The 26,552-nt window shown below is 62.9% G+C and carries 30 protein-coding genes and 2 pseudogenes; 16 read left to right on the forward strand and 16 right to left on the reverse strand.

Annotated elements, in window-relative coordinates; translation table 11 throughout:
* Positions 1 to 145: 145 nt before the first annotated feature.
* Entirely contained in the window at positions 146 to 316 is a 171-nt protein-coding gene (locus tag JMY29_RS09180) for a hypothetical protein (protein ID WP_155845942.1), read from the reverse strand.
* 508 nt (positions 317 to 824) lie between these two features.
* Here JMY29_RS09180 and JMY29_RS20935 point away from each other — a divergent pair.
* Positions 825 to 953 carry a hypothetical protein gene (locus tag JMY29_RS20935; RefSeq protein WP_307730327.1) on the forward strand — a complete coding sequence of 43 codons (129 nt, stop codon included), beginning with the start codon at positions 825 to 827 and terminating at the stop codon, positions 951 to 953.
* 137 nt (positions 954 to 1,090) lie between these two features.
* Here JMY29_RS20935 and JMY29_RS09190 read toward each other — a convergent pair whose 3' ends face one another.
* From JMY29_RS09190 to JMY29_RS09210, 5 genes are all read right to left on the reverse strand, one after another.
* Positions 1,091 to 1,363: a hypothetical protein gene (locus tag JMY29_RS09190; RefSeq protein ID WP_018778540.1), complete on the reverse strand. Its 273-nt coding sequence runs from the start codon at positions 1,361 to 1,363 to the stop codon at positions 1,091 to 1,093.
* A gap of 241 nt (positions 1,364 to 1,604) precedes the next feature.
* A complete protein-coding gene (locus JMY29_RS09195; protein ID WP_189075656.1) occupies positions 1,605 to 2,075 on the reverse strand; it encodes a pyridoxamine 5'-phosphate oxidase family protein in 471 nt (156 codons plus the stop codon).
* A 120-nt stretch (positions 2,076 to 2,195) separates the two neighbouring features.
* Positions 2,196 to 2,642, reverse strand: a complete 447-nt coding sequence (locus JMY29_RS09200; RefSeq protein WP_189075655.1) for a universal stress protein — start codon at positions 2,640 to 2,642, stop codon at positions 2,196 to 2,198.
* Entirely contained in the window at positions 2,642 to 3,109 is a 468-nt protein-coding gene (locus JMY29_RS09205) for a flavodoxin family protein (protein ID WP_018778537.1), read from the reverse strand. Before JMY29_RS09205 ends, JMY29_RS09200 begins: the two co-directional genes overlap by 1 nt.
* Positions 3,106 to 3,435: a DUF3040 domain-containing protein gene (locus JMY29_RS09210; protein ID WP_189075654.1), complete on the reverse strand. Its 330-nt coding sequence runs from the start codon at positions 3,433 to 3,435 to the stop codon at positions 3,106 to 3,108. The genes JMY29_RS09205 and JMY29_RS09210 overlap by 4 nt, the downstream gene beginning before the upstream one ends.
* A 431-nt stretch (positions 3,436 to 3,866) precedes the next feature.
* On the opposite strand from JMY29_RS09210, the pseudogene JMY29_RS20965 reads away from it, so the two are divergent.
* The 5 genes and pseudogenes from JMY29_RS20965 to JMY29_RS09230 all read left to right on the forward strand — a co-directional run.
* Positions 3,867 to 4,268: pseudogene (locus JMY29_RS20965) on the forward strand (GAF domain-containing protein); the annotation flags it as partial.
* A 630-nt stretch (positions 4,269 to 4,898) separates the two neighbouring features.
* Entirely contained in the window at positions 4,899 to 5,087 is a 189-nt protein-coding gene (locus JMY29_RS20970; RefSeq protein ID WP_394525657.1) for a hypothetical protein, read from the forward strand.
* A gap of 78 nt (positions 5,088 to 5,165) precedes the next feature.
* On the forward strand, positions 5,166 to 5,630 hold the full coding sequence (locus JMY29_RS09220; RefSeq protein ID WP_079581284.1) for a universal stress protein: 465 nt from the start codon (positions 5,166 to 5,168) through the stop codon (positions 5,628 to 5,630).
* 94 nt (positions 5,631 to 5,724) lie between these two features.
* Complete coding sequence (locus JMY29_RS09225) at positions 5,725 to 6,168, forward strand: pyridoxamine 5'-phosphate oxidase family protein (protein WP_079581283.1); 444 nt, start codon at positions 5,725 to 5,727, stop codon at positions 6,166 to 6,168.
* 40 nt (positions 6,169 to 6,208) lie between these two features.
* Positions 6,209 to 7,060: a universal stress protein gene (locus tag JMY29_RS09230; protein WP_055976244.1), complete on the forward strand. Its 852-nt coding sequence runs from the start codon at positions 6,209 to 6,211 to the stop codon at positions 7,058 to 7,060.
* Between the two features lie 87 nt (positions 7,061 to 7,147).
* On the opposite strand, the gene JMY29_RS09235 is transcribed toward JMY29_RS09230, so the two are convergent.
* From JMY29_RS09235 to JMY29_RS09245, 3 genes are all read right to left on the reverse strand, one after another.
* Positions 7,148 to 8,065, reverse strand: a complete 918-nt coding sequence (locus JMY29_RS09235; RefSeq protein ID WP_189075653.1) for a universal stress protein — start codon at positions 8,063 to 8,065, stop codon at positions 7,148 to 7,150.
* 88 nt (positions 8,066 to 8,153) lie between these two features.
* Entirely contained in the window at positions 8,154 to 9,557 is a 1,404-nt protein-coding gene (locus JMY29_RS09240) for an MBL fold metallo-hydrolase RNA specificity domain-containing protein (RefSeq protein ID WP_374757502.1), read from the reverse strand.
* Positions 9,558 to 9,637: 80 nt separating this feature from the next.
* The gene (locus JMY29_RS09245) at positions 9,638 to 10,000 is read right to left on the reverse strand and encodes an SPW repeat domain-containing protein (protein WP_018779703.1); all 363 of its coding nucleotides are present in this window, start codon (positions 9,998 to 10,000) and stop codon (positions 9,638 to 9,640) included.
* Positions 10,001 to 10,228: 228 nt separating this feature from the next.
* On the opposite strand from JMY29_RS09245, the gene JMY29_RS09250 reads away from it, so the two are divergent.
* Complete coding sequence (locus JMY29_RS09250; RefSeq protein WP_039241452.1) at positions 10,229 to 10,921, forward strand: response regulator; 693 nt, start codon at positions 10,229 to 10,231, stop codon at positions 10,919 to 10,921.
* Positions 10,922 to 10,933: 12 nt separating this feature from the next.
* Here JMY29_RS09250 and JMY29_RS09255 read toward each other — a convergent pair whose 3' ends face one another.
* On the reverse strand, positions 10,934 to 12,652 hold the full coding sequence (locus tag JMY29_RS09255; protein WP_189075652.1) for a sensor histidine kinase: 1,719 nt from the start codon (positions 12,650 to 12,652) through the stop codon (positions 10,934 to 10,936).
* A gap of 169 nt (positions 12,653 to 12,821) precedes the next feature.
* On the opposite strand from JMY29_RS09255, the gene JMY29_RS09260 reads away from it, so the two are divergent.
* The 4 genes from JMY29_RS09260 (at position 12,822) to JMY29_RS09275 (ending at position 16,898) form a co-directional block, all read left to right on the forward strand.
* Complete coding sequence (locus JMY29_RS09260) at positions 12,822 to 13,292, forward strand: pyridoxamine 5'-phosphate oxidase family protein (protein ID WP_018779700.1); 471 nt, start codon at positions 12,822 to 12,824, stop codon at positions 13,290 to 13,292.
* A 69-nt stretch (positions 13,293 to 13,361) separates the two neighbouring features.
* On the forward strand, positions 13,362 to 13,826 hold the full coding sequence (locus JMY29_RS09265) for a pyridoxamine 5'-phosphate oxidase family protein (protein WP_079581278.1): 465 nt from the start codon (positions 13,362 to 13,364) through the stop codon (positions 13,824 to 13,826).
* A 72-nt stretch (positions 13,827 to 13,898) separates the two neighbouring features.
* Positions 13,899 to 14,966 (forward strand): zinc-dependent alcohol dehydrogenase family protein, encoded by a 1,068-nt coding sequence (locus JMY29_RS09270; RefSeq protein ID WP_079581277.1) that lies wholly within the window; start codon positions 13,899 to 13,901, stop codon positions 14,964 to 14,966.
* A 72-nt stretch (positions 14,967 to 15,038) separates the two neighbouring features.
* The gene (locus JMY29_RS09275; RefSeq protein WP_233461529.1) at positions 15,039 to 16,898 is read left to right on the forward strand and encodes a heavy metal translocating P-type ATPase; all 1,860 of its coding nucleotides are present in this window, start codon (positions 15,039 to 15,041) and stop codon (positions 16,896 to 16,898) included.
* Here the strand turns inward: JMY29_RS09275 and JMY29_RS09280 are convergent.
* A complete protein-coding gene (locus JMY29_RS09280) occupies positions 16,843 to 17,265 on the reverse strand; it encodes a pyridoxamine 5'-phosphate oxidase family protein (RefSeq protein WP_079581275.1) in 423 nt (140 codons plus the stop codon). The genes JMY29_RS09275 and JMY29_RS09280 overlap by 56 nt on opposite strands.
* A 233-nt stretch (positions 17,266 to 17,498) precedes the next feature.
* Here JMY29_RS09280 and JMY29_RS09285 point away from each other — a divergent pair, with 233 nt between their 5' ends.
* On the forward strand, positions 17,499 to 17,981 hold the full coding sequence (locus tag JMY29_RS09285) for a pyridoxamine 5'-phosphate oxidase family protein (protein WP_189075650.1): 483 nt from the start codon (positions 17,499 to 17,501) through the stop codon (positions 17,979 to 17,981).
* On the opposite strand, the gene JMY29_RS09290 is transcribed toward JMY29_RS09285, so the two are convergent.
* A complete protein-coding gene (locus JMY29_RS09290; RefSeq protein ID WP_079581273.1) occupies positions 17,978 to 18,802 on the reverse strand; it encodes a universal stress protein in 825 nt (274 codons plus the stop codon). The two genes, JMY29_RS09285 and JMY29_RS09290, sit on opposite strands and share 4 nt — an antisense overlap.
* A 159-nt stretch (positions 18,803 to 18,961) precedes the next feature.
* Here JMY29_RS09290 and JMY29_RS09295 point away from each other — a divergent pair, with 159 nt between their 5' ends.
* The 4 genes from JMY29_RS09295 to JMY29_RS09310 are packed head-to-tail and all read left to right on the forward strand — an operon-like array spanning position 18,962 to position 24,128.
* Positions 18,962 to 20,143 (forward strand): acetate/propionate family kinase, encoded by a 1,182-nt coding sequence (locus tag JMY29_RS09295; RefSeq protein WP_189075649.1) that lies wholly within the window; start codon positions 18,962 to 18,964, stop codon positions 20,141 to 20,143.
* 7 nt (positions 20,144 to 20,150) lie between these two features.
* Positions 20,151 to 22,568, forward strand: coding sequence for a phosphoketolase family protein (locus JMY29_RS09300; protein ID WP_189075648.1), 2,418 nt, complete (start codon positions 20,151 to 20,153; stop codon positions 22,566 to 22,568).
* Between the two features lie 22 nt (positions 22,569 to 22,590).
* Positions 22,591 to 23,061 carry a DUF1003 domain-containing protein gene (locus JMY29_RS09305; protein ID WP_189075647.1) on the forward strand — a complete coding sequence of 157 codons (471 nt, stop codon included), beginning with the start codon at positions 22,591 to 22,593 and terminating at the stop codon, positions 23,059 to 23,061.
* Between the two features lie 32 nt (positions 23,062 to 23,093).
* Positions 23,094 to 24,128, forward strand: a complete 1,035-nt coding sequence (locus JMY29_RS09310; protein WP_064723324.1) for an AAA family ATPase — start codon at positions 23,094 to 23,096, stop codon at positions 24,126 to 24,128.
* A 42-nt stretch (positions 24,129 to 24,170) separates the two neighbouring features.
* Here the strand turns inward: JMY29_RS09310 and JMY29_RS09315 are convergent, their stop codons facing one another.
* From JMY29_RS09315 to JMY29_RS09330, 4 genes and pseudogenes are all read right to left on the reverse strand, one after another.
* Positions 24,171 to 24,938 carry an SCO1664 family protein gene (locus JMY29_RS09315; RefSeq protein ID WP_189075646.1) on the reverse strand — a complete coding sequence of 256 codons (768 nt, stop codon included), beginning with the start codon at positions 24,936 to 24,938 and terminating at the stop codon, positions 24,171 to 24,173.
* Positions 24,938 to 25,483: a DUF3090 domain-containing protein gene (locus JMY29_RS09320; RefSeq protein WP_039241079.1), complete on the reverse strand. Its 546-nt coding sequence runs from the start codon at positions 25,481 to 25,483 to the stop codon at positions 24,938 to 24,940. Before JMY29_RS09320 ends, JMY29_RS09315 begins: the two co-directional genes overlap by 1 nt.
* Positions 25,484 to 25,507: 24 nt before the next feature.
* Entirely contained in the window at positions 25,508 to 26,200 is a 693-nt protein-coding gene (locus JMY29_RS09325; RefSeq protein ID WP_189075645.1) for a histidine phosphatase family protein, read from the reverse strand.
* A gap of 45 nt (positions 26,201 to 26,245) precedes the next feature.
* Positions 26,246 to 26,545 (reverse strand): annotated as a pseudogene (locus JMY29_RS09330) (amino acid permease); the annotation flags it as partial.
* Positions 26,546 to 26,552 lie beyond the last annotated feature (7 nt).

Raw genomic sequence — 26,552 nt, forward strand, 5'->3', positions numbered from 1 at the left:
TAGCAAATGGCTTCGACGGGAAGCGTTTGTAGGCGAACCAAAAGGTAGAGCTGGCGCACTGAGGGCGAGGCTCGGCGAGGACAAGCAGCCCACCGTCGCAGCCAAGGTCGTACGACGCCGGGTGGCCCGGAATGCTGCGTCCGGACTAAGCCTGGGCTGCCGCGCCGGGAAGCGGGGAGGCCGCAGGAGGTACAGTCGGCGTCGTCTGATCGACGAGAGGCTGGTAGCGGCGGGCGGCCGGCTCCCAGAGTGAGTTCCAGCGATCTGTCGTGGCATCGATGGCGTGGCTGCCTGAGTGGTCGGGGCTTGCATTCATTTTGTGTCTCCGAAGTTTATTTGGGATCAAAATTTAGTGCCTGAAGTAGTATCTGACCTGTGCGGGAGGGAGGTCAAGAGCCAATAAGTGCAGAGCCCTCCGTGTCCACTCCGCAGGAATCGCGGCTCCCGTAGACCGGAACGGTGATGTTCTGGTGACTCAACCTTTTTGGGCCCTTTTGACGTCGGTCTGATATTGGGCCCTTAAGGAACTCCACGGGGGGACCGTTTTGTTTGGCCAACGACTTTGTTGGCCAACGACGGAGACCTTGCGGCCTTGGGCGATCGCGGGCAAGGTTCGGCGGGCGGGGTGGATGTCGTCGTCGTTATTCTGGCCAGTGAGCGCTTTGGTCCCGGAGCTGTCGAGACTGAACACGTCTACGCCGCCGCCATCCACAACCCCGAACCTATGGTGATAGGTGGTGCAGTTGCCAGGTCGGCCGGCGCCCTGCTCGAACCAATTTCAGTGCGGCTCCCCGCGAATTCCCGCTACGGTCCCGTCGCTGGTAGTGTCGCCTTTGGGCGATTCCGTGGTGACCATGGGTGCGGTGCGAAGTGCCCTGGACTTCGTGGAAAAGGAAACCCTCAACATCGAACTGCGCCACAAGCGGGCCCCCAAACCACCACCGGCGCCCTAGTACCTCAGCCTCCAAGTACCGGGTGCAGGAACTACCGGTGCGCAGATCCTTGGTTGATCAGAAGGCCCCACATGTGCTGGCAGATCATCAGATGTCCGGACGCTACAAAAGGCACATCCACAGCCGGCTGCCTGCAACTACTCCCGGGGTTCGACGCTTCCCGTTTCCGGGTCGAAGCTATAAGGAACCCGCAGGGGCAGGTCGAAATCCATGATCAGTTCGTTGACGGCCTGAGACACCGCGTCCCTGGCGTCACCGCTGAGCGCGGCCTCTGCAGCGCAATATGCGGCGATCTCCCCCCTGCTCGCATTGCCCCCGTTGGCGAGTTGTGCGACCCAAACGTCGTCGGGACTGAGGGCGAGCAGATCAATGGCTGCCCTCGTCAGCGCCTGCTGGTCGAAGCCGTTCATCACGCACCTCAGTTACTTCTAATCTGAAGATGCAAGTCTATCTAGCAAAAATGTGCATGAACAGACCGGGAGCCTCACCCGTGGCGACCTCCACCGGCAGTGAAGAGCGGGGGACCAACCGACGCGCGGGCTAACTGCAGTGCACCGAACGCTTGTGCGCAGGGGAAGCTGCGTCAAAGGAAGAACCGGCCCGGACGTCGCCTGCTTCTTGAGAGGAAGGGGCACAGCGGACGGCCGGGACTTATTCCAAGCCTGCCCGCGTGGCGTCGTCGAGCGGGGTTCGCAGGGACATCGGTGCTGAAAGATCAAAGCGCCTGCCGGTGATGGACCGGGGAACTATCCGATAGAGGAAGTCCTGGCCAATTCCTTGCCAAGGGAAGAGGGCCCGCCGCAATTCGTCCATGGTGGGGCTGCCCGGCCCGGCTGCTTCGGCGGCACCTTTCACCACAACGCTCCAGGCGATGCCGAACTCCCCGCTCACCGAATCCGATTCCAGCGCCACCACGGAGTCGGCTTCCATGGCCTGCTGTTTGGTCCCCATCCCGGTTCGAAAGACAATCGTCTGGTTGTCTACCGCAAAGTTCACCGGAAAGATGTCCGGGTGTCCGTCCACGATGACCGAGAGACGGCCAACGTGTGTTTCGCCCAGAAGCCTCCAGCAATCGTCGGCTCCGAGGACTTCTGCCTCAGGCACTATGTTGTTGTCTGTCATGCCGCGATCCTATGGCGGTGCGATCCGCCTCGACAGGGCCCAAGGTCCCGCTGCCGTTGCCGCCAACGCCGGCAGGTCATGCCGGCTGCCGTGAGCCGCGTCGCCTGGTCCGGTTCCATCTCAGGGGGTGGTTTCGTATGTATGAACCACGACTACCGGGCAATGCGCGTGGGCGACGACGGCCGAACTCACTGAGCCCAAAAGGAGTCCGCCAAAGCCCCCGTGTCCGCGGCGGCCGACGACGACGAGCGCTGCATGCTTGCTTCCCTCCACCAAAGCGGCGCGTGCGGATCCCTGAACGAGACGCCTGCTCACATTCTTCGGCAGGTCCGCCCCGAAGGCCTTCGCGAGGGCCTCCTCCATGTTCTGCTCGGCGTCGTGGGCAAAACCGTCGATCCCCATTGCCAGGTAGGCCTCGTAGCCAACGGGCAATTCCCAACAGGCCCAGGCTTCCAAAGGCGCAGTGAGGGCCATGGCCAGATGTTGGCCCTGACGCAGGGCTTCAACTGAAGCGGGAGACCCGTCGACCCCTACGATCACCTTGCTGGGATCCAAACGCCCGGCCATCACTGGCTCCTCTTCGCGGCCTGGGACTTCATCAGGGACAGCAGCTGCGCGCCCCAGGTTTTCGCGCGATCGGTTTCGCCGGGAAGGAGGGGTCCCTCAGTGCCTCCGACATAGAAAGGCATGGGCTTGCTGACGGGAGTGGCTCCCGCCTTTTTCAAGTGCCTCGAAATCTTCCCGGCAGCGTCACCGTGGATGAACAGCTTGACCCGGGTGTCGAAAGCAGCAGCCAACACCCCCATGAGTCCCTCGGACTCGACGGCGGTCAGTGTTTCCATGGTCTTTGGAGTGGGGCGCCAGCCATTAATAGGGCTTCCTACTACCAGCAGGTCTCCTACCGAGAGATCAGCACGCCGGAACCGGGCAACTGGTACTGTGCTGGCGTTGGCGGTGCCAAGACCCGAAGCCACCGCTTCCGCGATTGCCTTGGTATTTCCGTAAGCGGAATCGTAAACAATCAGTGCTTTCATGGTGTTTCCTTATCTTTTCCCTGACGTTGCTTGGAGGCGGTTGTCTTCCTGCGGCCGGGACGGGCATCCATGAAGAGGGTTGCCCAGAAGGTGCCACCGCCCATCACCATGAAGCCTGTTATTCCCAGTACCGGTTCACTGAGGGCGACGCCGGTGAGCAACAAGCCGAGTCCGGCCAGTCCGACGAGGACTCCACGCACGGTCTGCGTCCAGCGGATTCGTCCCAAGTCCTCCAAGCTCATGAGCGCAGCCAGCTTGGGATCCTCTTCCTCGAGTCCCTTGGCGATCTCGTCCAATTCAAGTTTCTCGAAGTTGGAAAGTTCCATGGTTTGCCTCCTGTCCTCCAGTCCCAGCATGGGCGGCCGACGGTCCTTCAAACAGGGCCAAAAGTCACAGCGGGCCGGGAGCTGGAAGGCCCGGCTCAGCCGTGTCCGCCAGTGCGGGAGCAAGGCATGCAATCAGCATGTGAGCCTTCTGTTGGAGTGCCCACTCCTTGGGATCTGTCTTTGCCATGACACAGACAGGGAACGTCGCCAGGTTGGCACGCAAGACAGGCACCGAACAAAGCCGAAGGTTACCTGCCCACTTCGGCCAGTTCCCCTAGACTCAACCACAGGACACTGGCGGATCGTTGCAAGGGAGTCCGGCTATGACGAGCGACAAGCACCACTGGAAACCTCCGGCTGATGGACGCCTGGATACTCTCCTCCGGCAATTCGTAGAGCGTGCCGACGAGTTGTTGCACGCCCAGGAGCAAATGAACGATTTGCTGGCAGCAGTCGTGTCGATTGCCGAGGACCTCAGCCTGGAGGCTGTCCTGGACCGGGTGGTCAAGTCTGCGTGCGTCCTGGTGGATGCACGGTATGGTGCCTTGGGCGTCATCGGCGAAGACCAGCGTTTGAGCCATTTCATTACGGTAGGCATCGACGACGACGGCATCAGGTCCATCGGTGAACTTCCCACGGGGCACGGCGTACTGGGTCACCTTATCCGGGAGCCGGAGCCCCTTCGGCTCCATGATTTGCGTCGGCATCCCATGGCTGTGGGCTTTCCAGAGAACCACCCACCCATGAAGACCTTCCTCGGCGTGCCCATCCGGGTGCGTGATGTCGTTTTCGGCAACTTGTACCTGACGGAAAAAAGCAACGGGCAGGATTTCTCGGCCGCAGATCAGGAGCTGGCGATCGCCTTGGCAGCGGCGGCCGGCGTAGCTATCCAAAACGCCCGCCTGTTCGATGAGAGCCGCTGCCGGCAACGATGGCTGGAAGCTGGAATTGACTTGGGCAGCCGCTTGATTGCCAGCCAGTTCGACGAAGACCGCGGCAATCTGGATCGTGTAGCGGAAGCGGCGCTGCGTGCCTCCGACTCAGCATTGGGTGTGGTCGCGGTGCCTGCGGGCGGCAGAGTATTGCGTTGCCGGTCCGCAGTCGGGGTGCAAGGCGTCTACCCGGGGGAAGAACTTCCGGTGACAGATGCCGTGGCCTCGGTACTGGCCACAGGGGAATCCGACATCGTGCGGGACCCTGTTGAGGTGTTCGGGACCGAAGTGTCGGACAAGCTGGGACCGGTGTTGATTTTCGCGCTCGGGCACAGGGGAACCGAGAACGGGGTCCTGCTGCTGGCCCGTCCCGCCGGAGGGCGGCTGTTCACGCGTACGGATATTGAATCAAGTGAGCTTTTTGGCAGCAGGGTCGGGCTTGCCTTGGATCTGGCACGCGTGAGTGCGCTTCGGGAACAGTCGTTGCTGCTGACTGACCGGGAACGGATCGCCCGCGACCTGCACGATCTGGTGATCCAGCGTTTGTTCGCTGCCGGTCTGGGGATCCAGAACCTGCGACGCTTCATGGGCGACCCCTCGGCTTTGGACCGGATGGAAAATTTGACGTCGGAGCTCGATGACATCATCCGCACTCTTCGCCGGACGATTGAGCAGCTTCGCTCGGAAGGCTCCCGGGACGACCGGACCGCAGCATCGTGACCTAAGACTCTGGTCGACGTCGGCAATTCAAGGGTATTTTGCAGCAGACAGGAAGGTTGGTTCGGCGAAAGGACGGTCATGGACCGCGAGGATTCGACGGGAAAGATCATCGTTGGAGTTGACGGCTCCGAGGCATCCATCACGGCTCTCCGCGTGGCCCAACAGCTCGCCGGGCCCCTGGGCGCCGAGGTGGTAGCCACAGCATTTTGGGAGTATCCGCGTGTTTACGACGGCTACGTGGCCATGGGCATAACGGACTTCGAGAAAGCCGCAGGAGAGATCCTTGGCAAGGCTGTCGAAAAGGCGTTCGGGCCCGCGCTTCCGGACAACGTTGTCTCCCGCCTTGTCCGGAATCATCCCAGGCAAGGTTTGATTGAGGCCAGCCGCGAAGCGGACATGATCGTGGTTGGACGCCGCGGACATGGGGGTTTCGGAGGGTTGCTGCTCGGTTCGGTCAGCTCGGCGTGTGTGGCCCATGCCCATTGCCCGGTGCTCGTGGTCCACAACCCGGATAAGGATGCATCGGGGCAGAGCGAACCGTAGCTTGGGGCCTTTTGGCCCTACGCCTCCCGGGTGGGGCTTCATAGGCTCTCAATCAAAGAAGAGAGCCAAGGCGCACCCCACGAAAGGATGAGCGATGACCCTGCCCAGCATGGAACCAGGCCGGATAGATGGAGCCCGGCACGTCAATGAGGATCTCGGGGAAGAGGAATGCTGGGAGCTCCTGCGTTCACGGACAACCGGCAGGGTTGGTTTTGTGCACCATGGCAGGGTCATGATCCTGCCGGTCAATTACCTGGTCCATGAGAACAGCATCTACTTCCGCACCTCTGCGGATGGCATGATCGGCACGCCCGTCGCCAGACTTCAGGTTTCGTTCCAGGTGGATGATTTCCGGTCGGATCGTAGCGAAGGATGGTCCGTGCTGTTCAGCGGACCGTTTTCCCGGGTAGTCGAGCCCGCGTTGCTCACCCAACTTTGGGGAAAGGCCCTGGTTGAACCATGGGCAGGTGGAGGGCGTGACCTTTTCGTCCGGATTCAGCCCGCAGAGGTCACGGGCAAGCACGTCTTCCTGGCCTGAGAGCGGCTGCCTTCCACTATGATGTGCCAGGGACGCGGCGATGAATGAGGAGGAACGGATCGTTGTCGGGTACGACGGTTCCGACGCGGCGGGCAAAGCTGTGCGGTGGGCTGCTATGCAGGCGCGCAGGAGCGGCTTCATCCTCAATGTGGTGCATTGTTCGCTCTGGCCGGTGTTTACCCACAATATGGGGCCGGTTCCGGGTATAGCAGGCAGCGGTCTGAGGCACGCAGCGGAATCAATTGTTTCCGATGGGGTGGCTCTCGCCCGCGAAGAGTTTGCAGACGCGCAAATCGCAACAAGCCTGGTCTATGGGTGGCCGGCTGAGAACCTCCGCAAGCTGGCGGCAACAGCTTCCCTCCTGGTCGTCGGCACCCGTGGTGCGCAAGGATTTCCAGGATTGTTGATTGGGTCGGTCAGCCTCGAATTGGCTTCCACGGCAGCCTGCCCTGTGGCCGTCATCGGAGGTTCGGAACGACCCCTTGGGCCGGTCGTCGTCGGCATAGCTGACGAAGGCTGGGAGGCCACTCTCCGCTATGCGGCGAACTTCGCCTCTTTGGCGCACTCTGTGCTCAAAATCGTGCACGTCCACAGACACCACGGATTTCACCAAGACGCTTTCTACGAAGCGGGTGCAACCGAAAAGCGGGAGATGCTCGACTCGGCCTTGCGGTCAGTACGCAACACCTGGCCGGGTCTGGAGGTCCGGGACCGCCTCCTGTCGGGAACCTCCGTGGCGGGGACGCTGGTGGGGGCAGCGGGGGGTGCCCAGGTTGTGGTCGTGGGCACCTCTGCTCAAGGTGCAGTCAGTGGCAGCTTTGGCTCAACCGCCCATGCGGTTCTCCATCACGCCGGTTGTCCGGTGATAGTCGTCAGGCACCCGCCGGCCTGATGGCAGGGAATGACGTGATGTCCGGCGAAGAACAGTGCGGAGGCCCTGGATCACAATGGCCGGACCACTGCGCCAGGGCCGCCCGTCCTATTCGGAGTGCTTCACTGTATGAAGACGCGTAATGATGGTCGGACAGGGAATCTTGCCGAGCACCGCATGCGCCGTGGATCCGAGCAGCAGTCGTTTGAAGGCGCCATGGCCCTTGCTGCCGACAACCAGCAGGCGCGCGGTGGCCGCATATGCGAGCAGTGCTTCCGCCGGTCGCATGCGGGTTTCGAGGACCTGATGGATCGCGAGGTCGGGATAGGTATCCGCCAGACCCGCAACTGTTTCCGACAAGACCACGCGCTCTTGTTCGGCAACGAGTTCGGAGTAGTTACCGGGGGGCATGCCGCGGCTCACCACTGGTTCCGGTAAATGGAAGGCATGCAGCACCGTCAGCTCCTGGCCTGTCCGATCCGCCTCTGCGGCGGCGAACGCGACCGCCTGCGTGGATTCTTCCGAACCGTCAACACCGACCAGGACGCCGTGCCGGTTCGACATGTCATGCTCGCCGATGACCGCCACCGGGCACTGGGCCACCGTGGCTACCTGCAAGGCCCGGTCCGTCAGCGAACCACCAACCCAACCGTGCCCGGAGCCGACCACTACCATGGAGGCCTTCTTGGACTTCTTGCCAAGAGCGTAGCCCGACCCCCCTGAGACCAGGACGGTGGAGATTTCCACAGTTGGTTCCAGCTTGCTGGCGTGGTCTTTCGCGGCGGCGAGAAGAGTCTCGCCGGACTCCCGGATCCATTCGTTATATCCGACGGCGTCATAGGCCCAGCGGTCGTCGACGGCGTGGACAAGTTGTACGGGCAGCTTCAGGGCCGCTGCCCTCTGCATGGCCCACCGTACTGCGGCGTCACTGCTGGGCGAATCGTTGACACCAACGACAATTGCTTCCTTCATGGCTGTCCCGTTCTTCTTGGATATGTCCCGGAGCGATGGGTCCGGGGGTTGCATGTCCAGTTTCCTGTGTCCCGTCTCCGGGAGTTAGGGCCGGAAGTCCCGCTGTTGGACGTTGATTACCCCAACATCCCTGGCTGTGCAGCTAGTCCGGGGCATCCAGACTGACCTCTTCCAAGTATTCCGGGACTCGTGCGTTCCACCCGAGTTCGCGCTTGATGCGTAAACGCAAGGTGTCGGAGGCTTCCGGTTCCCCATGGGTGATGTAAGTCATTGCCGGTGCCTGGGGAGCGGAGCGCATCCACTGGATGATCGCGTCCGCATCGGCGTGGGCACTGAACCCCTCGAGCTGAACCACCTCGGCCCGCAGCGGGACATTCTTTCCATAGATCCTGATTTCGCGGGAACCGGCGGCAAGGGCCGCCCCCCGTGTTCCAGCCGCTTGGTAGCCGCTCAGGACAAGGGCATTCCTGGGATCGGAACCGTAGGCTTCGACGTGGTGGAGAATCCGGCCGCCCGTGAGCATCCCGCTGGCGGAAATGATGATCATCGGGCCTCCGCGGAGGTTGAGAAGTTTCGAGTCATCCACGCTGCGGGTCATTTTGGCCAGCTGGTACATGCTGGTGAATTCTTCAGGACGCAGCCTGTGCTCCTCAGGATGCTGTTGGTACATGTAGGAGGCATCGATGGCCATGGGGCTGTTAAGGTAGACCGGCACATCCGGAATGAGTCCATTGTGGCGAAGCCGGGACAGTTGGAGCATCAGTGTCTCTGCGCGGCCCACAGCGAACGCCGCTATCAGAATCACGCCTCCTCGTTTGATGACCCTGTTGACCACATCAGCCAGTTCGTGCTCCGGGCTGCCCTTTGGATGGAGCCGGTTGCCGTAGGTGGACTCTGTTACCAGGACGTCTACCGTCCCAAGTTGGCGGGGCGGGTACATGAACGGATCATCCGTCCTGCCCAGGTCTCCAGTGAAATGGGCTGACCGCTCTCCCACCTCGAGCTGTATTTGGGCTGCCCCCAGGATGTGTCCGGCCGGGACGAACGTGGCCCGGACTCCGGGTGCAACTTCGATGGCTGTGTCAAAGTCGACGGGCCTGAAGCTGTTAAGCGACTTGACGGCCTCAGCCGCGGTGTAGAGGGGAAGGGCAGGTTTGTGCACTGATGAACCGGTCCGGACTGCGTAGCGGGCTTCTTCTTCCTGCAGGTGCCCGCTGTCGGGCAGCAGGAGTTTGCAGAGCTGCTCCGTTCCGTGCGTGGCGTAAACGGGGCCTCGGAAACCGTCGCGGACCAGGGCAGGGACGTAGCCGGTATGGTCCAGGTGAGCATGGGTCAGGACAACGGCGTCAACGGAAGACGGTGAGACCGGGAAGGGCCGCCGGTTGCGTTCCCGGAGCCGCTTGTAGCCTTGAAAGAGGCCACAGTCCACCAGTACCCGTGAGCCCTTGAACTCAATGAGATACCGCGAACCCGTGACGGAGTCTGTTGCGCCGAGGAACCGAAGCCTGGCTGCGTGCTTGTTCTGCATGGTGACCTGTCCACTCATTCGGGCCGGCTGGAAAAGGGGAGAGTAATCGGGTAAACATCTGGCGCCGAGCGGTGCTCAGGCGCCAGATTCCGGATTGGTTATGCCGAGGGCATGACGTGGTGGTGCCGGTATTCCTCCGTGCTTGGTTTTATGGCCAGCGCGGTAACTACCAAAGCCACCGCCCCTGGTATCCATGCACTCCACGCAGTGGCCGTAGCGGAGGTAAAACCGGCAACCCACGGGGCCAGCAGCAAAGCCACAGCAATAATGGCCTGCGCCCATTCCGCGGCGGGCATTCCCGGGGCGGCCAGGTTAACGACTCCTCCGATGACCAGAAGAATGCCCAAGGTGACCATTACCGCCGTCGAGGATCCAGTTTGCGTGGTCCACAGCACTGAGAGGGCCGCGTAGGCTCCAGCGGCGACCACTGTCCAGTCCTGCCATCGCGTCCATTTCTTCATGGTGACACTGCTCCTTTTTCTTTGATGGAACCACCAAGCTCCTGCAAGGTGGCGTCCGGTCTTCCCGTAGTTCCAGCGTCCGTTTAATCGCCGAACGGCAACAGGGCCAAAAGTCACGAAGGTTGTGCAGGGTCATTAGGCCCTTGTAACCCGACGAACACGTCGGCAACAATTTGGAAGTGTTCAAAGATCGGCATGTGCGGTGCCGCCCCCGCCGGAGAGGAAACCATGAATCGTTTTGAGGAACCCGGCCCGACAGGCGTCACGGCGAAGCCCATCCGCGTGTTCATCCTCGATGACCACGAATTGGTTCGTCGGGGGCTGCAGGAACTGTTGGAAAGTGAAGGTTTCGAAGTCGTTGGTATGTCCGGGTCGGCGGAGGAAGCGACGCGCAGGATACCGGCCCTCCATCCCGATGTCGCCGTCCTGGACGCGCGGCTGCCTGACGGCACCGGAATTGAGGTATGCCGGGACGTCCGGTCCGTCGACCCCGCGCTGAACTGCCTCATCCTGACCAGTTACGACGACGAGCAGGCGCTGCGGGGTGCAGTGCTGGCCGGCGCGGCGGGCTACATCCTCAAGGAAATCGGGGGAACTGACCTTCTGGGTGCGCTGCGGCGGGCAGCGAAGGGTGAATCCTTGTTCAATGAAGACGTCAAAGCGCGGATTATCCGCGGACTTACTGAACCAAAGAAGCTTGATCCCCGGATTGCGTCCCTGACTCCACAAGAACGGCGGGTCCTGGAATTCGTGGGGCAGGGCCTGACCAACCGTCAGATCGGCGAGGAGATGCTGCTGGCGGAGAAGACCGTCAAGAATTATGTGTCGTCGTTGTTGGCAAAGCTGGGATTCGAGCGCAGGACCCAAGCCGCCGTCTTCATGGCCAATGCGCCGGGGGAGAATGCCGGCAAGGGCCGCTGATACCGGTCCCGCTCAGCGCAGCGGGACGGTCCACGTCAGGGATGTCCCCTTGCCCGGCGTACTGGTGATGATGCATGAACCGTTTAGTTCCGCCGCCCTGCGGACCATATTGTCCAGTCCGTTGCCGGAACCTGTTTCGCTGAAGCCGCAGCCATCGTCCGCCAACTCCATCGTCAAGGCGTCATCTTCCACAGCAACGGAGACGGTGATTGTTTCCGCGCCGGAATGGCGCACGGCATTGCTGAGGCTTTCGGTCAGGACCGCCAGGAGGTGCTCGACCAGCACGTCGTCTTCAAGGGAATCGATCGCGCCTGTCAACGTCAGGTGCGGTGCGTGCGTGAGCGCTTTGGCTCCTGTTTGGATGGTCTGCATGATGCGGGTGCTCAGGAGCTCGCGATCGTCTCCGGTGGCCCGGAGCGAGTAGATGGTATTGCGGAGGTCCCTGATGCTGGTGTCCAGCTCGTCCGTGATGGCGTTGATGCGTCCTTCGACCGTCGGTGCTGCGCCAAAGCGCCGCAAACTTTGGATGCTGAGTCCTGCGGCAAAAAGCCGTTGGATGACCAGGTCGTGGAGGTCCCGCGCAATTCTGTCCCGATCAGAAAAGACCACCTGTTGTTCACGCAGGCGGTGGATACGGTCAAGGGCGAGGGCCAAGGCGATGTGTGAGCCGTACACCGAAGCCATCTCTACGTCGGTTGTGGAGAAAGCCCCCTTTCCGGATGATCGGCCAAGGACCAGGATCCCCTGAGGGTCGCCCTGGGCGCTGAGGTCCATTGCCAGCAGGGTTCCCGGCTGCCCGGCCCGGTCGACGGGGAAGAGGCGCCAGGGGTCCTGGACGGTTGAGGACGATCCATCGTTGCGGCCTTGAATGCCGGTGGAGGCCACGGACAGGACACGTCCCTTAACCGGGGCGGCATTGGCCATGCCATCATCTCTGCCGGCGTGGCCTTCAACGGTGTATTCCCCGGCCTGCTCCGCTGAAGGCAGCAGCACCAAGGCCAGTTCTGCTCCGGATTCGCGCATTGCCCTTTCCGCGATCAGGTCAAGGGAGGCACCTTCAGGCCGGCCGTCGTCGAGCATCCTGCCGGTGATGTCCATGCAGGCTTCGAGCCACGAGGTCCGCCTGCGGGCGTCTTCGTAGAGGCGGGCATTCTCTATTGCCACCCCGGCTGCCGCGGCGAGGGCGACGGCGAGATCCTCGTCTTCGGGGGTAAAGTCTTCTCCGCCGTCCTTCTCCGTCAAATAGAGGTTCCCGAAGACCTTGTCGCGGACCCGGACAGGCACTCCGAGAAATGACTTCATCGGCGGATGATGCTTTGGAAAACCGTAAGCGTTCGGATGCCGGCTGAGATCGTGGAGCCGCAGCGGCATGGGATCGGTGATCAGCAGCCCCAGGACTCCGTGCCCGGTGGGGAGAGGGCCGATGCGGCTTGCCAGGTCTTCGTCGATGCCGACTGTGATGAAGTGGCTGAGCCCGCCATCTTCGCCTATTACTCCCAGAGCGCCGTAGCGCGCCCGGAGCAGGTCGCAGGCTGAGGCGACCACGCGTTCCAGCACGGACTCCAGGCCCAGGTCTTCGGCCACCGCCACCACGGCTTCGAGGAGACCTCGCGTTCTTTCCTGGGCCTGGAGCAATTCTCCGGCCCTCGCCACGAAGTCCTTGAGGAGTTCCTCCAGCGGTACGCCGGGTACGCCCGGTGGTGTGCCGTGTGGGTCCGGAGTGTCGTTCATCGCTGCCTTTCACCAAGGCCGGCGACCCTCTCCGAGGCATCCCGGCTCCTTGGGTGCCAGCCTACTCCGGGACTCGTTAGGCCTTCCATCAGCGGACGCCCCATCAGTCAATCAGGCAGGGGGTCTTTGTGCCCTGTCACGGAACCGTCGGCCGTCCTAGTGTCGTCGCATGATGAACAAACCTGCAATTCCCGAGGCGGAGAAGCTCGACGCCAACCAATGCTGGCAGCTCCTCCGCAGTGTCTCAGTTGGGCGCCTGGCAGTATGGGCAGTCGATCATCCCGACATTTTCCCCGTCAACTTCAAGGTGGATCACGGAACCTTGGTTTTCCGAACAGGAGAAGGCACCAAGCTGCACGCGGCCCTCGGCGCAACACCTGTGGCCATCGAAGCAGATGGCGTGGATTCCGACACTGGTGTCGCGTGGAGCGTCGTCGTCAAGGGAACAGCGGAAAGCATCAAACTGACGCAGGAAGTGCTGGACACCGTCGGTTTGTTGCTCTTCCCTTGGCAGGCCGGCCGGAAGGACCATTTTGTCCGTATCGTTCCGACGGCCATGACCGGACGACGCTTCAAGGTCACGCCGCCACTGACCTGGTGGAGTCCCTTGGACGACGCTACCCGGGCGTCATTGGAGTAGCCGGCATGTGGGGGAAGCCGGGACCAACGGCCCTAACGACGGCGGCCTGCCGCCGTTAGCGTCAAGGGCATGAACACAAAGCCTCCTGCCGCCGTTGAGCGGCTTGCCCCGGACGACTGCTGGGACCTTTTGGACCAAACCAACGTGGGCCGGCTGGCCGTACTCGTGGACGGGCATCCTGATGTCTTTCCGGTGAACTACGTCCTGGACGGCGACAGCATTGTCTTCCGCACAGGTGCGGGCACCAAGTTCTGGAGCACCATGACGACCTCGTGTGCCTTGGAGATCGACGGCTACGAGCCCGTCAGCGAAAAGGCATGGAGCGTGGTGGCCCGTGGACGGGCACACGTGATCCTGGACCGCCGGGAGAAGGCCGTCGTCGACGCACTCGGACTTGATCCCTGGCAGCCGGGCACCAAGGACAACTACCTGCGCCTGGCGCCTGAAGCACTCACCGGCCGGAGATTCAAGACCAAACGGCCGGACCTCTGGGGAACCCCCTTGAACGACGCACGCGCCCAGGTATTCCGCTGACCCCTTCTCCAAACCGCCCCGCACCCGGGTTAAGGGCTGTAGCGGGGCCTCACACAGGACGGACCTCATGTCATGAAAGCCCTCGTCTACGGCGGCCCAGGCGTCAAAGCCTGGAAGGATGTTCCGGATCCGGTCATCACCAGGCCCGGCGATGCCATTGTTCGCGTTGATACAACCACGATCTGCGGGACGGATCTGCATATCCTCAAGGGCGACGTCCCCGCCGTTCAACCCGGCCGCATCCTTGGACACGAAGCTGTTGGTACGGTCACCGAAACCGGTAGTTCCGTCAGCGGCATCAGCCAGGGTGACCGTGTCATCATCTCCTGCATCAAGTCCTGCGGGCACTGCATCAACTGCCGGAAGGGACTCTTCTCGCATTGTCTGGGCAGCGAAGGGCAGGTGGGCACGGGCTGGATCTTCGGTCACCTCATCGACGGAACCCAGGCTGAATACGTCCGCGTACCCTACGCGGACAACTCCCTGCACAAGCTGCCGGCCGGCGTCGGCGACGACGAGGCGGTCATGCTGTCAGACATTCTTCCCACTGCCTTTGAAATCGGCGTACTCGACGGCCGGGTGGCCCCTGGGGACATCATCGCCGTGGTGGGCGCCGGGCCCATCGGCCTTGCGGCAATGGCGACGGCGGGGCTCTGCGGAGCATCAACGATCATCGCCATTGATCCGAATGACAGCCGCCTGGCCCGGGCAGCCGATTTCGGGGCAACCCACACCGTCAACCCAGGGAACCCGCAATGGGCCAGCGACGTCCTGGCTCTCACCGACGGAGCCGGCGTGGACGTCGCCATGGAAGCGGTAGGGCTTCCGGAGACCTTCGAGATGGCCCTGCGCCTGGTGCGCCCCGGCGGCAGCGTAGCGAACATCGGCGTCCACGGAAAACCGGTCGAGTTGCCTCTCCAGGACCTGTGGATCCGCAACATCAACATCAGCATGGGTCTGGTCAACACGAACACCACCCCGATGCTGCTCCGGCTGGTGGCCCAGCACAAACTGCCGGCCGACAAGTTCGCTACCCACCATTTCCCCCTCGACGGATTCATGGACGCCTACGACACCTTCTCCCGGGCCACCGAGACCGAAGCGTTGAAAGTGGTCCTCAGCAGGAATCACCGTGGGTGACCGCCCGCCGCGGGGGCACGCCCAGTGACACTGCTCGCACGGTTCCCGCTGGTCGCCGGTACCGTACTGGCCATGCTCGCCGTGGGGGCACTGCTGCTCAACGGAAACGGCGCCGCAGCACAGGGCACAGCGACCATCTACGCCCTCTCCGTGGCGCTTTACCGCGCCGGGACAATGGTCAAGGGCCTTTTCCACGGCAGGTGGGGCATCGACCTGCTCGCTGTCACCGCCATCGGCGCGACAGCCGCAGTGGGAGAGTACATCGCCTCCTTGGTCATTGTCCTCATGTTGACCGGGGGTGAAGCCCTGGAGGACTTCGCCCAGGGCCGTGCCACCAAGGAGCTCCGTGCCCTCCTCGCACGCACACCACGCCACGCCCACCGCGAGGCGGATGGCCGGGTGGAGGATATCGGCGTTGACCTGGTCGCGCCCGGAGACGTCCTTCTTGTCAAGCCGGCTGAAACCGTCCCGGTCGACGGAAGGCTGCTGTCCGACGTCGGGACTTTCGACGAGTCCGCACTGACCGGCGAAAGCCTTCCGGCAGAGCGGCTGACCGGTGACTTGCTGCTCAGCGGCTCCGTCAACGGGGCCGACGCAATCCGCATGGTGGCCACGGCATCCGCGATCGATTCCCAGTACAACCAGATCATCGGCCTGGTGAGGGAGGCCGCAGCAAGCCGCGCCCCGACTGTCCGCCTGGCTGACAGGTACGCTGTGCCTTTCACCTTGGTTGCCTTCGTCATGGCGGGCGTGGCCTGGTGGCTCAGCCAGGATCAGGTCCGTTTTGTCCAGGTACTGGTGGTGGCCACACCGTGCCCCCTGCTGATCGCCGCGCCAGTGGCCTTCCTGGCCGGGACCAGCCGGGCCGCCAAGGCGGGGATCATCATCAAGAACGCAGGCACGCTGGAGCAGCTCAGCCGGGTGAGGTCGGCGGTCTTCGACAAGACAGGGACACTCACGCAGGGAAAACCCGTCCTGGCCGGGATTCGTCTCGCTCCGGGGACAGGGCTGTCAGAAGATGATCTCCTGCAGCTGGTGGCATCTGCCGAGCAGTATTCATCGCACATTTTCGCCGCCTCCGTCATTGCGGCGGCCCGCGGACGCGGTTTGTCGCTGCTGCCGGCGACAGGTGCCAGCGAACACGCCACCAATGGCGTGCGCGCCGAGGTCGGGTCGGTGCCGGTCGTTGTGGGAAAGCCCGCGTTCGTGGAAGAGAACACCACCGGCTTTGAGAGCGCAACGCTGGAAGGCGGACAGCTCGCCGTTTACGCGGGGGTCGGGGGAAAGTTCGCCGGAACGCTCATCATGAGCGATCCCTTACGGTCCAATGCCGTTGAGACCCTGGCGGAACTTGGCCGGTTGGGTGTGCGGCACACCATGCTCCTGACCGGGGACGCCTCGTCCACGGCCCGCCACATCGGCCAAAGTGCCGGCATTGACGACGTGGTGGCCGAGTGCCTGCCGCCGGACAAGGTCGCGGCCGTCAAGGCGCTGACGCTGCGGCCGGTCATGATGGTCGGCGACGGCGTCAACGACGCCCCCGTTTTGGCGGCAGCCGACGTCGGCATTGCCATGGGTGCCAAAGGTGCCACTGCGGCAAGCGAGTCCGCGGATGTGGTCATCATGCTCGATGACTTGTCACGGGCCGCGCTGGCCGTGGATATCGGCCAACACACCATGCGGATCGCACGCACCAGCATCTGGACGGGCATCGTGCTCAGTCTTGGCTTGATGGTGGTGGCAATGGCGGGAGTCATCCCGGCGGTAGCAGGGGCGTTGCTCCAGGAGTTCGTGGATCTGGCGACGATCCTGAACGCGCTCAGGGCACTGGGTCCGCGTGCCTCAAAGATGTCCCGCGTGCGGCAGGGCCAAGGCGTCAGTACCGCTCAGGCTCGTCCCCAAGTTCAAAGTAGCGGCCGTGGACCCTTGTAGGGGTGATCTCCACGTAGGTGTATTTGCGGGTGGGGATCCACGGTTTGAGCGGAAGTTTGTCCGCCTCGTCGATTTCTGTCTGGGATTCGATCACCCTTGCCTTGCCTTTGAGGACAACACTCCAGGCCTCGGACCCGACGATCTCCTCGACCTCGAAGGCAACTTTCTCGTTGACGGTCAGTTCGGCCAGCTTTGTTCCCGGATTCGTCCTGAGGAGCAATCGACCTTCGTGGGCGACAAAGTTCAACGGATAGATGTCCGGCTCTCCCAGGACACTGACGGCCAGGCGACCATGCTGGTTCCGTTCGAGCACCTTCCACGAGTCTGCTTCGGAGAGGACGGTGCTTGGTCGTTCGTCGTTTTCCACGGTGTTTCTCCTGCGTGATGTAGGGGCCACAGCGCCGGGTGGGCAGCTGAGAGCTGATGAACGTGATCCTATGGCGGGCACATCGGCCACGACAGGGCCGAAGGTCCCGCGGCCTTGCGCCATGACCTTCGGCTCCGGCGCCCGGGCAGTCCTTGGGAGAAGCCCGGAAGACCGTCGGCAGAGGGGACTTTCTGCCCTACACGTGCCGGTTCGAAGGCGTTAGGCTCGGCGCTATGGAGAACACAGCAACGGCAGAGGACACCAAGGAACTCAGCGTCCACGACTGCTGGAAGTATCTGCAGTCGGTGTCCATCGCCAGGATCGCCCTCATCAATGACGGGTTGCCGGAGATTTTCCCGGTGAACTTTGTCCCGAAGTTTGGAACCGTCCTTTTCAGGACCGGACCGGGAACGAAACTCGACGCCCTCCGGGAGGGATCCGCCCTTTCCTTGGAAGCCGATGGATTCAACCGCTACGGAACCGTCGCCTGGAGCGTCATCCTCAAAGGAAGCCCCGAATTTGTCACCCAGCCAGAGGACATCCAGGAGGCCGTCGAAGCCGGTCTTTCCCCGTGGCAGCCTGGTGCCAAGGACGTCCTGGTCAGGGTCACGCCAACAGAGATCAGCGGACGCCGGTTCGTCATCAGCCCACCGTCCAAATGGTGGCCGCCGCTGGATCCCTCCGCTGCCGACGGGCACGACGACGATACCCGCTAACTGCCGTCAGGTCCCTTTTCTCCGGGGCGCGTCAGGATGGTGGGGCACTGAACGTGCAGCAGCACATGCTGGGCGACGGAGCCGAGGAGTACGCGCAATCCTCCGCGGCCTTTGCGCCCCATGACCAGCACTTGCGCATGCCGGGCCGCGTCCACGAGCGCATCCCCGGGGCCTTTTCCGGCGTCGGAACTTTCCTTGACAATGATGTCCGGGAACTGCCGGCCGGCGTGCTGGGCGGAGGCGCGGAGGACATCCGCGTCCACGGAAGACGCCGCATCGGGGCCCGTGGCGTGGACAAGGATCAACTCCTGACCCAGCCTTGCAGCTTCCGCAGCGCCGAACTCCACGGCGGAGAGAGATTCAGCCGAACCGTCAACACCTACCACCACGCCGGACCGACCCTGCGGGTGGTCGGCAGGAACAACGGCGACGTTGCCCTTGCCTGTGACAGCCACCTGGAAACTGACCGAACCGTACCCTTGCCCTTCTGTGCCTGGTCCACGGTCCGTTCCCACCACCACTAACTCGTAGTCGGCCGACAACGCGGCGATCGTTTCGGCAGGTTCACCTGATAACCGGCGGTGGACGACGCTCAAGCGCGGGAAGGCCGACGTCAAGCGGGCCGCTTCACTTTCAAGAAGGTCATCGCCACGTCGCTGCGCCAGCTGCCGGTCGCGTTCCTTGGGATAGAGCCATTCTCCGGGAACAACATGCACCAAGACCAGGCCGGAACCCATCGAATCCGCCCGGGCAGCAGCCCAGTCCGCAACATGTCCACCGGCCCGGGAACCGTCCAGCGCAACCAGGATCTGATTCTTCACGAACGGAGTTCCCTTCGGTTGCCAACGGTGATGGTCTCCACTATCGGTGGCACAGGCCGCCGTCGCAAGGGCCGGAAGGCCCTCCCACTGTGCGGCACAGTGCGTTAGGGTCCACAGGGAGGGCACGATCCGTTGCAGTACCGGTGACGAGAGGAGAACATGCGCGTCCTTGTACTGAACCCAGGTTCCTCATCGCTGAAGTACCACCTTCGGGAGACCGCCGATGCCGGCCGGGCTGCGGGCATCCTGCTGTCAGGACAGGTTGACTGGCCACCGGGGGAGCGCTCCAGCCCGGATCGCCTGGAGACCGCTTTTGACGAACTGGAGGCCACCATCAAAAGCGTTGGATCCGCGCCGGAAGCAATCGGACACCGCGTTGTCCACGGCGGCGCACAGTTCAGCACTCCGGTTCGTGTCACCGCGGAAGTAACAGCGGCCATTGATGGGCTCAGTCCCTTGGCGCCGCTCCACAATCCGGCCAGCGTTGCCTGTATCGAGACGGCCGGCCAACGATGGCCCGATCTGCCACAGGTTGCGGTCTTTGACACGGCCTTCCATCGCTCCATTCCGGACTTTGCCGCCCGTTATGCCATTCCGGAGGATCTATACCGGGATTATCCCGTGCGGCGATACGGCTTTCACGGAATCTCCGTCGAGATGGCCTGCCAGGACACAGCCGTGTTCCTCGACGGGCCTGTTTCCACCCTGAGCGCTGTGGTGGCCCACGTCGGCAACGGAGCGTCCGTCACCGCCGTCAGGCATGGACTCAGTGTGGATACCTCCATGGGAATGACACCTTTGGAGGGGCTCGTCATGGGCACTCGCTCCGGAGACCTGGATCCATCCGTGGTCCTGCTGTTGCAGCAGGACGGAGCAACCGCGGATGAAGTCGACCACATCCTGAACCACCAATCGGGGCTGCTTGCAGTTGCTGGATCCGCGGACATGAGGACTGTTGGGATGGCTGCCCGCAACGGCGAGCCCCGGGCCCGTCTGGCCATCGACATGGCTGCCTACCGCCTCGCCAAGTACGTAGCCGCGTATTCCATGGTGGTTGGCGGACCCGACGCCCTGGTGTTTACCGGGGGAGTGGGCGAGAACTCTGCGCTGTTCCGGGAGAAGGTGGTGGCCTGGTTGGGACCACTTGGCCTTGGCATCGACGCGGCCCTGAATAACGCGGCCCTGAATAACAAGGCCCCGAATACGGCCGCCCGGGACGGCATCCGCGTGATCAGCACCATGGAATCCACATTTCCGGTGCTCGTAGTGCCCAGCGACGAAGAACGTGCCATTGCAGAATCGACGGCGGCTTTGCTCGCCATGCCAACTGAGGAAGGTTGATCGCGACATGAGCCGGGACTTGAACACCACCGATACCGATCCTAAGCCTGAAGAAGAGAACTTTGACCTCCTGCACCGGTACTGGTCCGCGGCGAACTACCTGACGGTGGCCCAAATCTACCTCCAGGAAAATCCCTTGCTGCAGGAACCACTGGAACCACGGCACATCAAGCCCCGGCTCCTGGGCCATTGGGGCACCAGCCCGGGCCTGTCCCTGATCTATGCTCACCTCAATCGCGTCATCCGCCGCACGGGTGCCCAGGTCCTGATGGTGACCGGACCCGGCCACGGTGGCCCCGCCGTCGTCGCCAATACCTACTTGGAAGGCAGTTACTCGGAGGTTTATCCCGCCGTCGGCAGAGACCTGGAAGGGCTCCGGTCCTTGGTCCGGCAGTTCTCGACGCCGGGAGGCATCGCCAGCCACGTCGGTCCGGCGACGCCCGGATCCATTCATGAAGGCGGCGAGCTGGGCTACTCGCTGATGCATGCCACCGGTGCGGCAATGGACAACCCGAACCTGATTGTTGCCTGCGTCGTCGGCGACGGGGAAGCTGAAACCGGGCCGCTGGAGGGATCCTGGAAAGCGCCATCGTTCATCAACCCGCTCAGGGACGGGGCGGTACTTCCCATCCTCCACCTCAACGGGCACAAGATCTCCGGACCCACTGTGCTGGGCAGACGCTCAAACCTTGCCGTAGCCTCCCTCTTGGAAGCGCACGGCTGGGATCCCGTCATTGTGTCCGGAGATGACCCGGCCTTGGTTCACCCCGCCCTCGCCTCATCGTTGGACGCCGCCTACGCCTCCATTCGCGCCATCCAATCCCATGCGCGTAAGGAGGGAGTCACCGGCCCCGCACGGTGGCCGGCCATCATCCTGCGGACGCCCAAAGGATGGACCGGGCCGGCGACCGTGGACGGGAAAGCCGTGGAGGGAACCCACCGCTCCCACCAGGTCCCGCTGGCCGGGGTCAGGGACAACCCCGGGCACCTAAGGCAACTTGAGGAATGGATGCGCTCCTACCGGCCGGAAGAACTTTTCGACGCCGATGGCCGGCTGATCGCCGAACTGTCCGGGCTGGCCCCCGAAGGCGATCTGCGCATGGGGTCGCTGCCCGCCAGCCGTGGGAAAGGGGGCCGCGACCTCACCACGCCCGAGCTCAAGCAATACGCCATCGAGCCGGTTCCCCGCGGCGCAGTGATGCATGAAAGCACCAAACCGTTGGGGGAGATGCTGCGGGACATTTACCTCGACACCGCCGACGATCCAAGGTTCCGGCTCTTCTGCCCCGACGAGACCAACAGCAACAGGCTCGGCGCGGTCTTCGAAGCCACCGACAGGTGCCTCATGGAGCCGGCCGCGAGCAGTGCTGCCGCGCTTGCAGCGGACCACGTGTCCGTCAACGGGCGGGTGATGGAAGTCCTGTCCGAACATCTGTGCCAGGGCTGGCTGGAAGGGTACTTGCTGACAGGCAGGCATGGCCTGTTTGCCAGTTACGAGGCATTTGCGATGGTGAGTGCTTCCATGACCATCCAGCACGCCAAATGGCTCCAGCATTCCCGGGACCTGGAATGGCGGGAACCCGTACCCAGCTTGAACATCCTGTTGACTTCCACCTGCTGGCGCAACGACCACAACGGATTCAGCCATCAGGGACCAGGGCTCATCGATGCCGTGATTTCACTGTCAAGCACGGTCGTCAGGGTCTACTTCCCGCCGGATGCAAACACCCTGCTGGTCACGGCGGAACACGTCCTCAAGAGCAAGGACTACGTGAATCTGGTGGTGATCGACAAACAGGAACATCCGCAGTACTTGTCGCTCGAAGAGGCGAGGCAGCACGCAGCTGTGGGCGCATCGGCATGGGACTGGGCCGGTAATGAGATCCCGGGGACCCCAAGCGGCAGGGAACCTGACATCGTCCTGGCCTGCGCCGGTGACGTACCCACGCAAGAGACTTTGGCGGCTGCCTGGCTCCTCAAAAAACATGTCCCGGACATGTCCGTCCGTGTCGTCAATGTCATGGATGCCATGGTCCTGCCGCCTCCGGGTACCCATCCGCACGGGCTTTCGAGTGCTAAGTTCCAGGAACTCTTCACTGCCGACGTGGACGTCGTGATGGCCTGGCACGGTTATGCGCGGGCCCTGCACCAACTTCTGCACGGCCGCCCGGAGCCCGAGCGCTTCCACGTCCGTGGATACAACGAGCAAGGAACCACCACCACGCCTTTCGACATGGTGGTCCTGAACAAAGTCAGCCGGTATCACCTGGTGATGGAAGCACTGCACCGGGCCAAGGGAGAATTCGCAGGAGCCGGGCACCTCCTGGAGCATTGCCAGAGCCAACTGGAAGCCCACGCCAACTACATCCGGGAGCACTTTGAAGACCTTCCGGAAATCCGGGACTGGGTATGGACGCAGCAGTAGCACAACCTCGTCCACTGTGCTCATGAGTGAACACGATAAGACCTGGCACGGTCAGCACCTCGCGGGCCTGAGCAAGGGTGAGCGAGCAGCGGACTACCTCCGCAACGGCATGGGCAGCTGGACTTTCGTCGGGTGTTTCGTCTTGGCGATGGTGGTTTGGGCCGCCATCAATTCCTACCTTCTGGCCGGGAACGCCTGGGACCCTTACCCGTTCATCCTGTTGAACCTGTTCTTGTCGATGCTTGCCGGCCTTCAAGGTGCCATTTTGCTGATCGCAGCGAAACGGCAGGATGCCATAGCGGCAGCAATGGCAAAGCACGACTTCGACACAGACGTGCAGGCCAAAGCGGAGATCGACCGGCTGATGGCGATCAACAGCGAACAATTGGAGCTGCTTGGGAGGCTGTTGGCCGCCCTTCCGCAGTCAGGTGTTTCAGAGGAGGACAACGACGACGAAAAGCCCACGCCAACTCGTGGCGACCCGTCACCATAACCAGCAAGCGGTACGGGGTCTACAGTGGGTGTATGGCTGCCAGCCGCAATCCGCTCGATGACCTGCGTGAGACCATTGGCCATCTGGCCAATCAGCTCAAGCTGCCCGGTTCGGAGCGCGTCGACGACCTGGTCGGCGACCTCATCGGAGTCAAGCCGGGGCCGGCCCGGCCGCTGTCCGAAGTGCAGGCCGAACTCGATGCGCTGGTCGGACTGGAGACCGTGAAGGAACAGGTTCGTGCCCTGGTTGCCATGCTCCGTGTCCAGGCCCGCCGAAAGGCGCACGGCCTGCCGGAAGTGGCCACCTCCCAGCACCTGGTGTTCCTCGGAAACCCGGGCACGGGCAAGACCACCGTGGCGCGGCTTTTGGCGGAGATGTACCGCGCGGTCGGTCTGCTGCAGAAGGGACACCTGGTTGAGGTCGACCGTTCGGGCCTGGTGGGGCAATACGTCGGAGCGACCGCCATCAAGACGGACCGGGTGATCCGGCGCGCGCTGGACGGTGTCCTCTTCATCGACGAGGCTTATGCGCTGGCCCCGGAGGACGGGCGGACGGACTTCGGCCCGGAGGCCATTGAAGTCCTGCTCAAGCGGATGGAGGACCATCGGCATCGGCTGGTCGTGATCGTCGCCGGTTACCCCCGGTTAATGGAAGCCTTTTTGCTCTCCAACCCTGGATTGCGCTCCCGGTTCGCCCGGGAGATCATATTCCCTGACTACTCGGTGGACGAACTCGAAACGATTTTTCACCAAATGCTTGCCCAGCACCAGTACATGTTGGAGCCGGGTGCGGACCAGATGCTGCGTCGCATTCTCGCCGGGCTTCATGCGGGCGAGGACTCCGGTAACGCACGGTTCGCCCGCACGCTGTTCGAGCAGGCACTGAACCGGCAGGCATTGCGGCTGTCCTTGGACGAAGGACAAAGCCTGGATGCTCTTGACCGGGAGGCCGTCATGACGCTCACCGCTGATGACATCGTCGAGGCGGCACTGGCTTTGGGCGAAGAGCCGGAGCCGGAACAAGCCGATGAGGTGGAACGGCCGCGCTGGTGGCGCTGGCTGGCCTGACCGGCCCGGCAGCAGCACGCCTGATTCCTTTGGACAACTCTTCTAGAACAGGGGCCAGGGCACCGCAGGCATGTCAGCGCTTGGCGGAGGAAAACGCCCTGCCAAGCGCAACCGGGTGCAGCGCGCAACCAGCGCTTCCAATTCCTCGTCGCTGAGCAACTCTGCCAGCTCTTGGCCCAAGGTACCCGGCAGTTCATCGCTGACACGATCAATGCCGTCGAGTTCCTCTACGGTCAGTGCATCTCCCAGCCAGCCCCACAGCACGGTCCGCAGCTTGTGGTCGCTATGGAAGGTGAGCCCATGGTCAACGCCGTGCCGGTGTCTGTCCGGCATGGGCAGTATGTGGTTGCCCTTTCGGTCAGCGTTGTTGACCACGAGGTCGAACACGGCCATGCGCCGCAGGGCCGGGGAATCTTCGTGGATGAGGGCAACCATCTGTCCGTTCTCATCCTGGCCTTCGAGAACTTGTTTCCAGCCCGACTCCGGTACTTCGTCCATTGACACCAGGTCCACGGGGCTTTGGGTCGGGTCCTGCTCCTGCCAGAGCTGTACCATTCCTTCCCCCAGGGGACCATCGCGCAGCCAGGTCTTCGGGACGATGTTCCAGCCCAGCACCTGCGAAACCAGGTAGGCGGCCACCTCCCGGTGAGCGAGGGTGCCGTGGGGAAAATCCCACAGTGGACTTTCACCGGCTATGGGCTTGTAGACCACCTGGGTGTCGCCGATGCTCCCCAGGAAAGTGGCGTTTGAGGCCGTGGTGATGCGGCCCATGAGTTTCAGTTCGGCGGTCGCGAGATCCGGCGTCGGCATCAGACCTCGGGAACGGTGCAGGTGTGCCCATCTGCATCCATGGGGTACCCGCAGAGCGGGCACATCGGACGCCCGGCATCCACGATCTCACGGGTGCGCTTGGCAAACGCGCGTGCTGTACCCACCGGCATTCGCACCAGCATCATTTCGGTGTCGCCGGCGCTGTCTTCAAGCGGTTCGTCGTCGGTATCGACGTCGATGATGGGGTAGGCCTCGACGACTATCTGTGCCGTGGTCGGGTCCCAATCCAGGGTCATGGCACCGGCTCGGAACTGCTCGTGCGGGGCCTCAAGCGGGTCGTTGTCGACCAGTTCCATGGGAGTACTTGTGGGAATGCTGAAAGGGTTGCCTTCGATGGTGCTGAGCTGGTCGAGAATTTCGTCTATTTTCTCCGCGAGTTGGGCCGATTGTTGCTTCTCGAGGGCAATACTGACGATTTCCGCCCCTGCGCGTACCTGCAAGTAGAACGTGCGGGCTCCCGGAAGGCCAATGGTGCCGATGACAACCCGATCGGGCCAGGCAAACTCGTGAACACGTGTAGGCATGTCAGTATCTTAGGCACATGCGGTTCATGGCGTCTTCTGACCGGCCCCGCCCCCCACCGGCGCGTCGGCGGAACGGATGCCATTCGAGAGCCAGGACAGATCCCCGGCTTCCGTGTTGGTTGCGTAGACGCTTGGCCGGTCAGCACCGTAGTGGACGATTGATACGGAGGCGGGATTGACGTTAATGCGCTGGAACAGATCCAGGTGCATGCCGAGGGCGTCGGCGAGGATTGACTTGATCACATCGCCATGACTGACGGCAGCCCATACGGCCGCCGGCCCGAACTCGGCCTCGAAGGCCGCATCGTGGCGTCGGATCGCCGCCACCGACCGGGCCTGCATGGCGGCCATGGACTCACCGCCGGGAAAGACGACGGCGGATGGTTGGGACTGCACCAAAGACCATAGGTCCTCAGTCGCGAGATCACTAAGCCTCCGGCCCTGCCACTGGCCGTAGTCACACTCAGTAAGGTCGGACTCGACCGGCGCGTACGGCGCGCTGGACTGTCGGTCGAGGATGAGTTGGGCGGTCTGCCGGCAACGCTCAAGGGGGCTCGATACCACCCCCGCCAAGGGAACCGCGGCGAGCCGGTCTCCGGTCAGGGCCGCCTGGTCACGCCCGACCTGGTCCAGGCTGACTCCGTCGGCGCGACCGGCCAACAGACCGGAGGCATTGGCAGTGGTGCGGCCGTGCCGCACGAGGATAAGTGTCGCCATCCACCCAGCCTAACCATCTGCCCGTGGATGGTGTGGATCAGGCCGCATGGAAAAACCAACGAGGAACGAAATCACCGGTACTTTGAAGGCCCGTTCAGCGTAGACGGCTGCTCCGCCGGCCTTGGGGTATTTTGTGACCAACTCTGCGTAGGACCCCGCCGCCAGCATTGCGAGGAAAAGCGCTAGGGCAAGGGGAATCCAGATGGCCCCTCCCACCTCGCCCGCGACCTTGCCCACCAGTGCGTAGATCCCTGCACCCAACACATCGCCGAGGATGAAGAGGAACAGGAGGGGTCCGGTAATGGATTGCTTGAGTCGTGAACTCTTGGCTTTGGCAGGGTCAATAGTGTCG

This window comes from Paenarthrobacter nicotinovorans (genome assembly GCF_021919345.1).
Classification (GTDB): domain Bacteria; phylum Actinomycetota; class Actinomycetes; order Actinomycetales; family Micrococcaceae; genus Arthrobacter; species Arthrobacter nicotinovorans.

What these genes read in the sequence shown, in the direction of transcription:
- JMY29_RS09180 (WP_155845942.1), bottom strand. Translation starts at nt 316, where the DNA reads ATGAATGCAAGCCCCGACCACTCAGGCAGCCACGCCATCGATGCCACG.
- JMY29_RS09190 (WP_018778540.1), bottom strand. Translation starts at nt 1,363, where the DNA reads ATGAACGGCTTCGACCAGCAGGCGCTGACGAGGGCAGCCATTGATCTG.
- JMY29_RS09195 (WP_189075656.1), bottom strand. Translation starts at nt 2,075, where the DNA reads ATGACAGACAACAACATAGTGCCTGAGGCAGAAGTCCTCGGAGCCGAC.
- JMY29_RS09200 (WP_189075655.1), bottom strand. Translation starts at nt 2,642, where the DNA reads ATGGCCGGGCGTTTGGATCCCAGCAAGGTGATCGTAGGGGTCGACGGG.
- JMY29_RS09205 (WP_018778537.1), bottom strand. Translation starts at nt 3,109, where the DNA reads ATGAAAGCACTGATTGTTTACGATTCCGCTTACGGAAATACCAAGGCA.
- JMY29_RS09210 (WP_189075654.1), bottom strand. Translation starts at nt 3,435, where the DNA reads ATGGAACTTTCCAACTTCGAGAAACTTGAATTGGACGAGATCGCCAAG.
- JMY29_RS09220 (WP_079581284.1), top strand. Translation starts at nt 5,166, where the DNA reads ATGGACCGCGAGGATTCGACGGGAAAGATCATCGTTGGAGTTGACGGC.
- JMY29_RS09225 (WP_079581283.1), top strand. Translation starts at nt 5,725, where the DNA reads ATGACCCTGCCCAGCATGGAACCAGGCCGGATAGATGGAGCCCGGCAC.
- JMY29_RS09230 (WP_055976244.1), top strand. Translation starts at nt 6,209, where the DNA reads ATGAATGAGGAGGAACGGATCGTTGTCGGGTACGACGGTTCCGACGCG.
- JMY29_RS09235 (WP_189075653.1), bottom strand. Translation starts at nt 8,065, where the DNA reads ATGCAACCCCCGGACCCATCGCTCCGGGACATATCCAAGAAGAACGGG.
- JMY29_RS09240 (WP_374757502.1), bottom strand. Translation starts at nt 9,557, where the DNA reads ATGAGTGGACAGGTCACCATGCAGAACAAGCACGCAGCCAGGCTTCGG.
- JMY29_RS09245 (WP_018779703.1), bottom strand. Translation starts at nt 10,000, where the DNA reads ATGAAGAAATGGACGCGATGGCAGGACTGGACAGTGGTCGCCGCTGGA.
- JMY29_RS09250 (WP_039241452.1), top strand. Translation starts at nt 10,229, where the DNA reads ATGAATCGTTTTGAGGAACCCGGCCCGACAGGCGTCACGGCGAAGCCC.
- JMY29_RS09255 (WP_189075652.1), bottom strand. Translation starts at nt 12,652, where the DNA reads ATGAACGACACTCCGGACCCACACGGCACACCACCGGGCGTACCCGGC.
- JMY29_RS09260 (WP_018779700.1), top strand. Translation starts at nt 12,822, where the DNA reads ATGATGAACAAACCTGCAATTCCCGAGGCGGAGAAGCTCGACGCCAAC.
- JMY29_RS09265 (WP_079581278.1), top strand. Translation starts at nt 13,362, where the DNA reads ATGAACACAAAGCCTCCTGCCGCCGTTGAGCGGCTTGCCCCGGACGAC.
- JMY29_RS09270 (WP_079581277.1), top strand. Translation starts at nt 13,899, where the DNA reads ATGAAAGCCCTCGTCTACGGCGGCCCAGGCGTCAAAGCCTGGAAGGAT.
- JMY29_RS09275 (WP_233461529.1), top strand. Translation starts at nt 15,039, where the DNA reads ATGCTCGCCGTGGGGGCACTGCTGCTCAACGGAAACGGCGCCGCAGCA.
- JMY29_RS09285 (WP_189075650.1), top strand. Translation starts at nt 17,499, where the DNA reads ATGGAGAACACAGCAACGGCAGAGGACACCAAGGAACTCAGCGTCCAC.
- JMY29_RS09295 (WP_189075649.1), top strand. Translation starts at nt 18,962, where the DNA reads ATGCGCGTCCTTGTACTGAACCCAGGTTCCTCATCGCTGAAGTACCAC.
- JMY29_RS09300 (WP_189075648.1), top strand. Translation starts at nt 20,151, where the DNA reads ATGAGCCGGGACTTGAACACCACCGATACCGATCCTAAGCCTGAAGAA.
- JMY29_RS09305 (WP_189075647.1), top strand. Translation starts at nt 22,591, where the DNA reads ATGAGTGAACACGATAAGACCTGGCACGGTCAGCACCTCGCGGGCCTG.
- JMY29_RS09310 (WP_064723324.1), top strand. Translation starts at nt 23,094, where the DNA reads ATGGCTGCCAGCCGCAATCCGCTCGATGACCTGCGTGAGACCATTGGC.
- JMY29_RS09315 (WP_189075646.1), bottom strand. Translation starts at nt 24,938, where the DNA reads ATGCCGACGCCGGATCTCGCGACCGCCGAACTGAAACTCATGGGCCGC.
- JMY29_RS09320 (WP_039241079.1), bottom strand. Translation starts at nt 25,483, where the DNA reads ATGCCTACACGTGTTCACGAGTTTGCCTGGCCCGATCGGGTTGTCATC.
- JMY29_RS09325 (WP_189075645.1), bottom strand. Translation starts at nt 26,200, where the DNA reads ATGGCGACACTTATCCTCGTGCGGCACGGCCGCACCACTGCCAATGCC.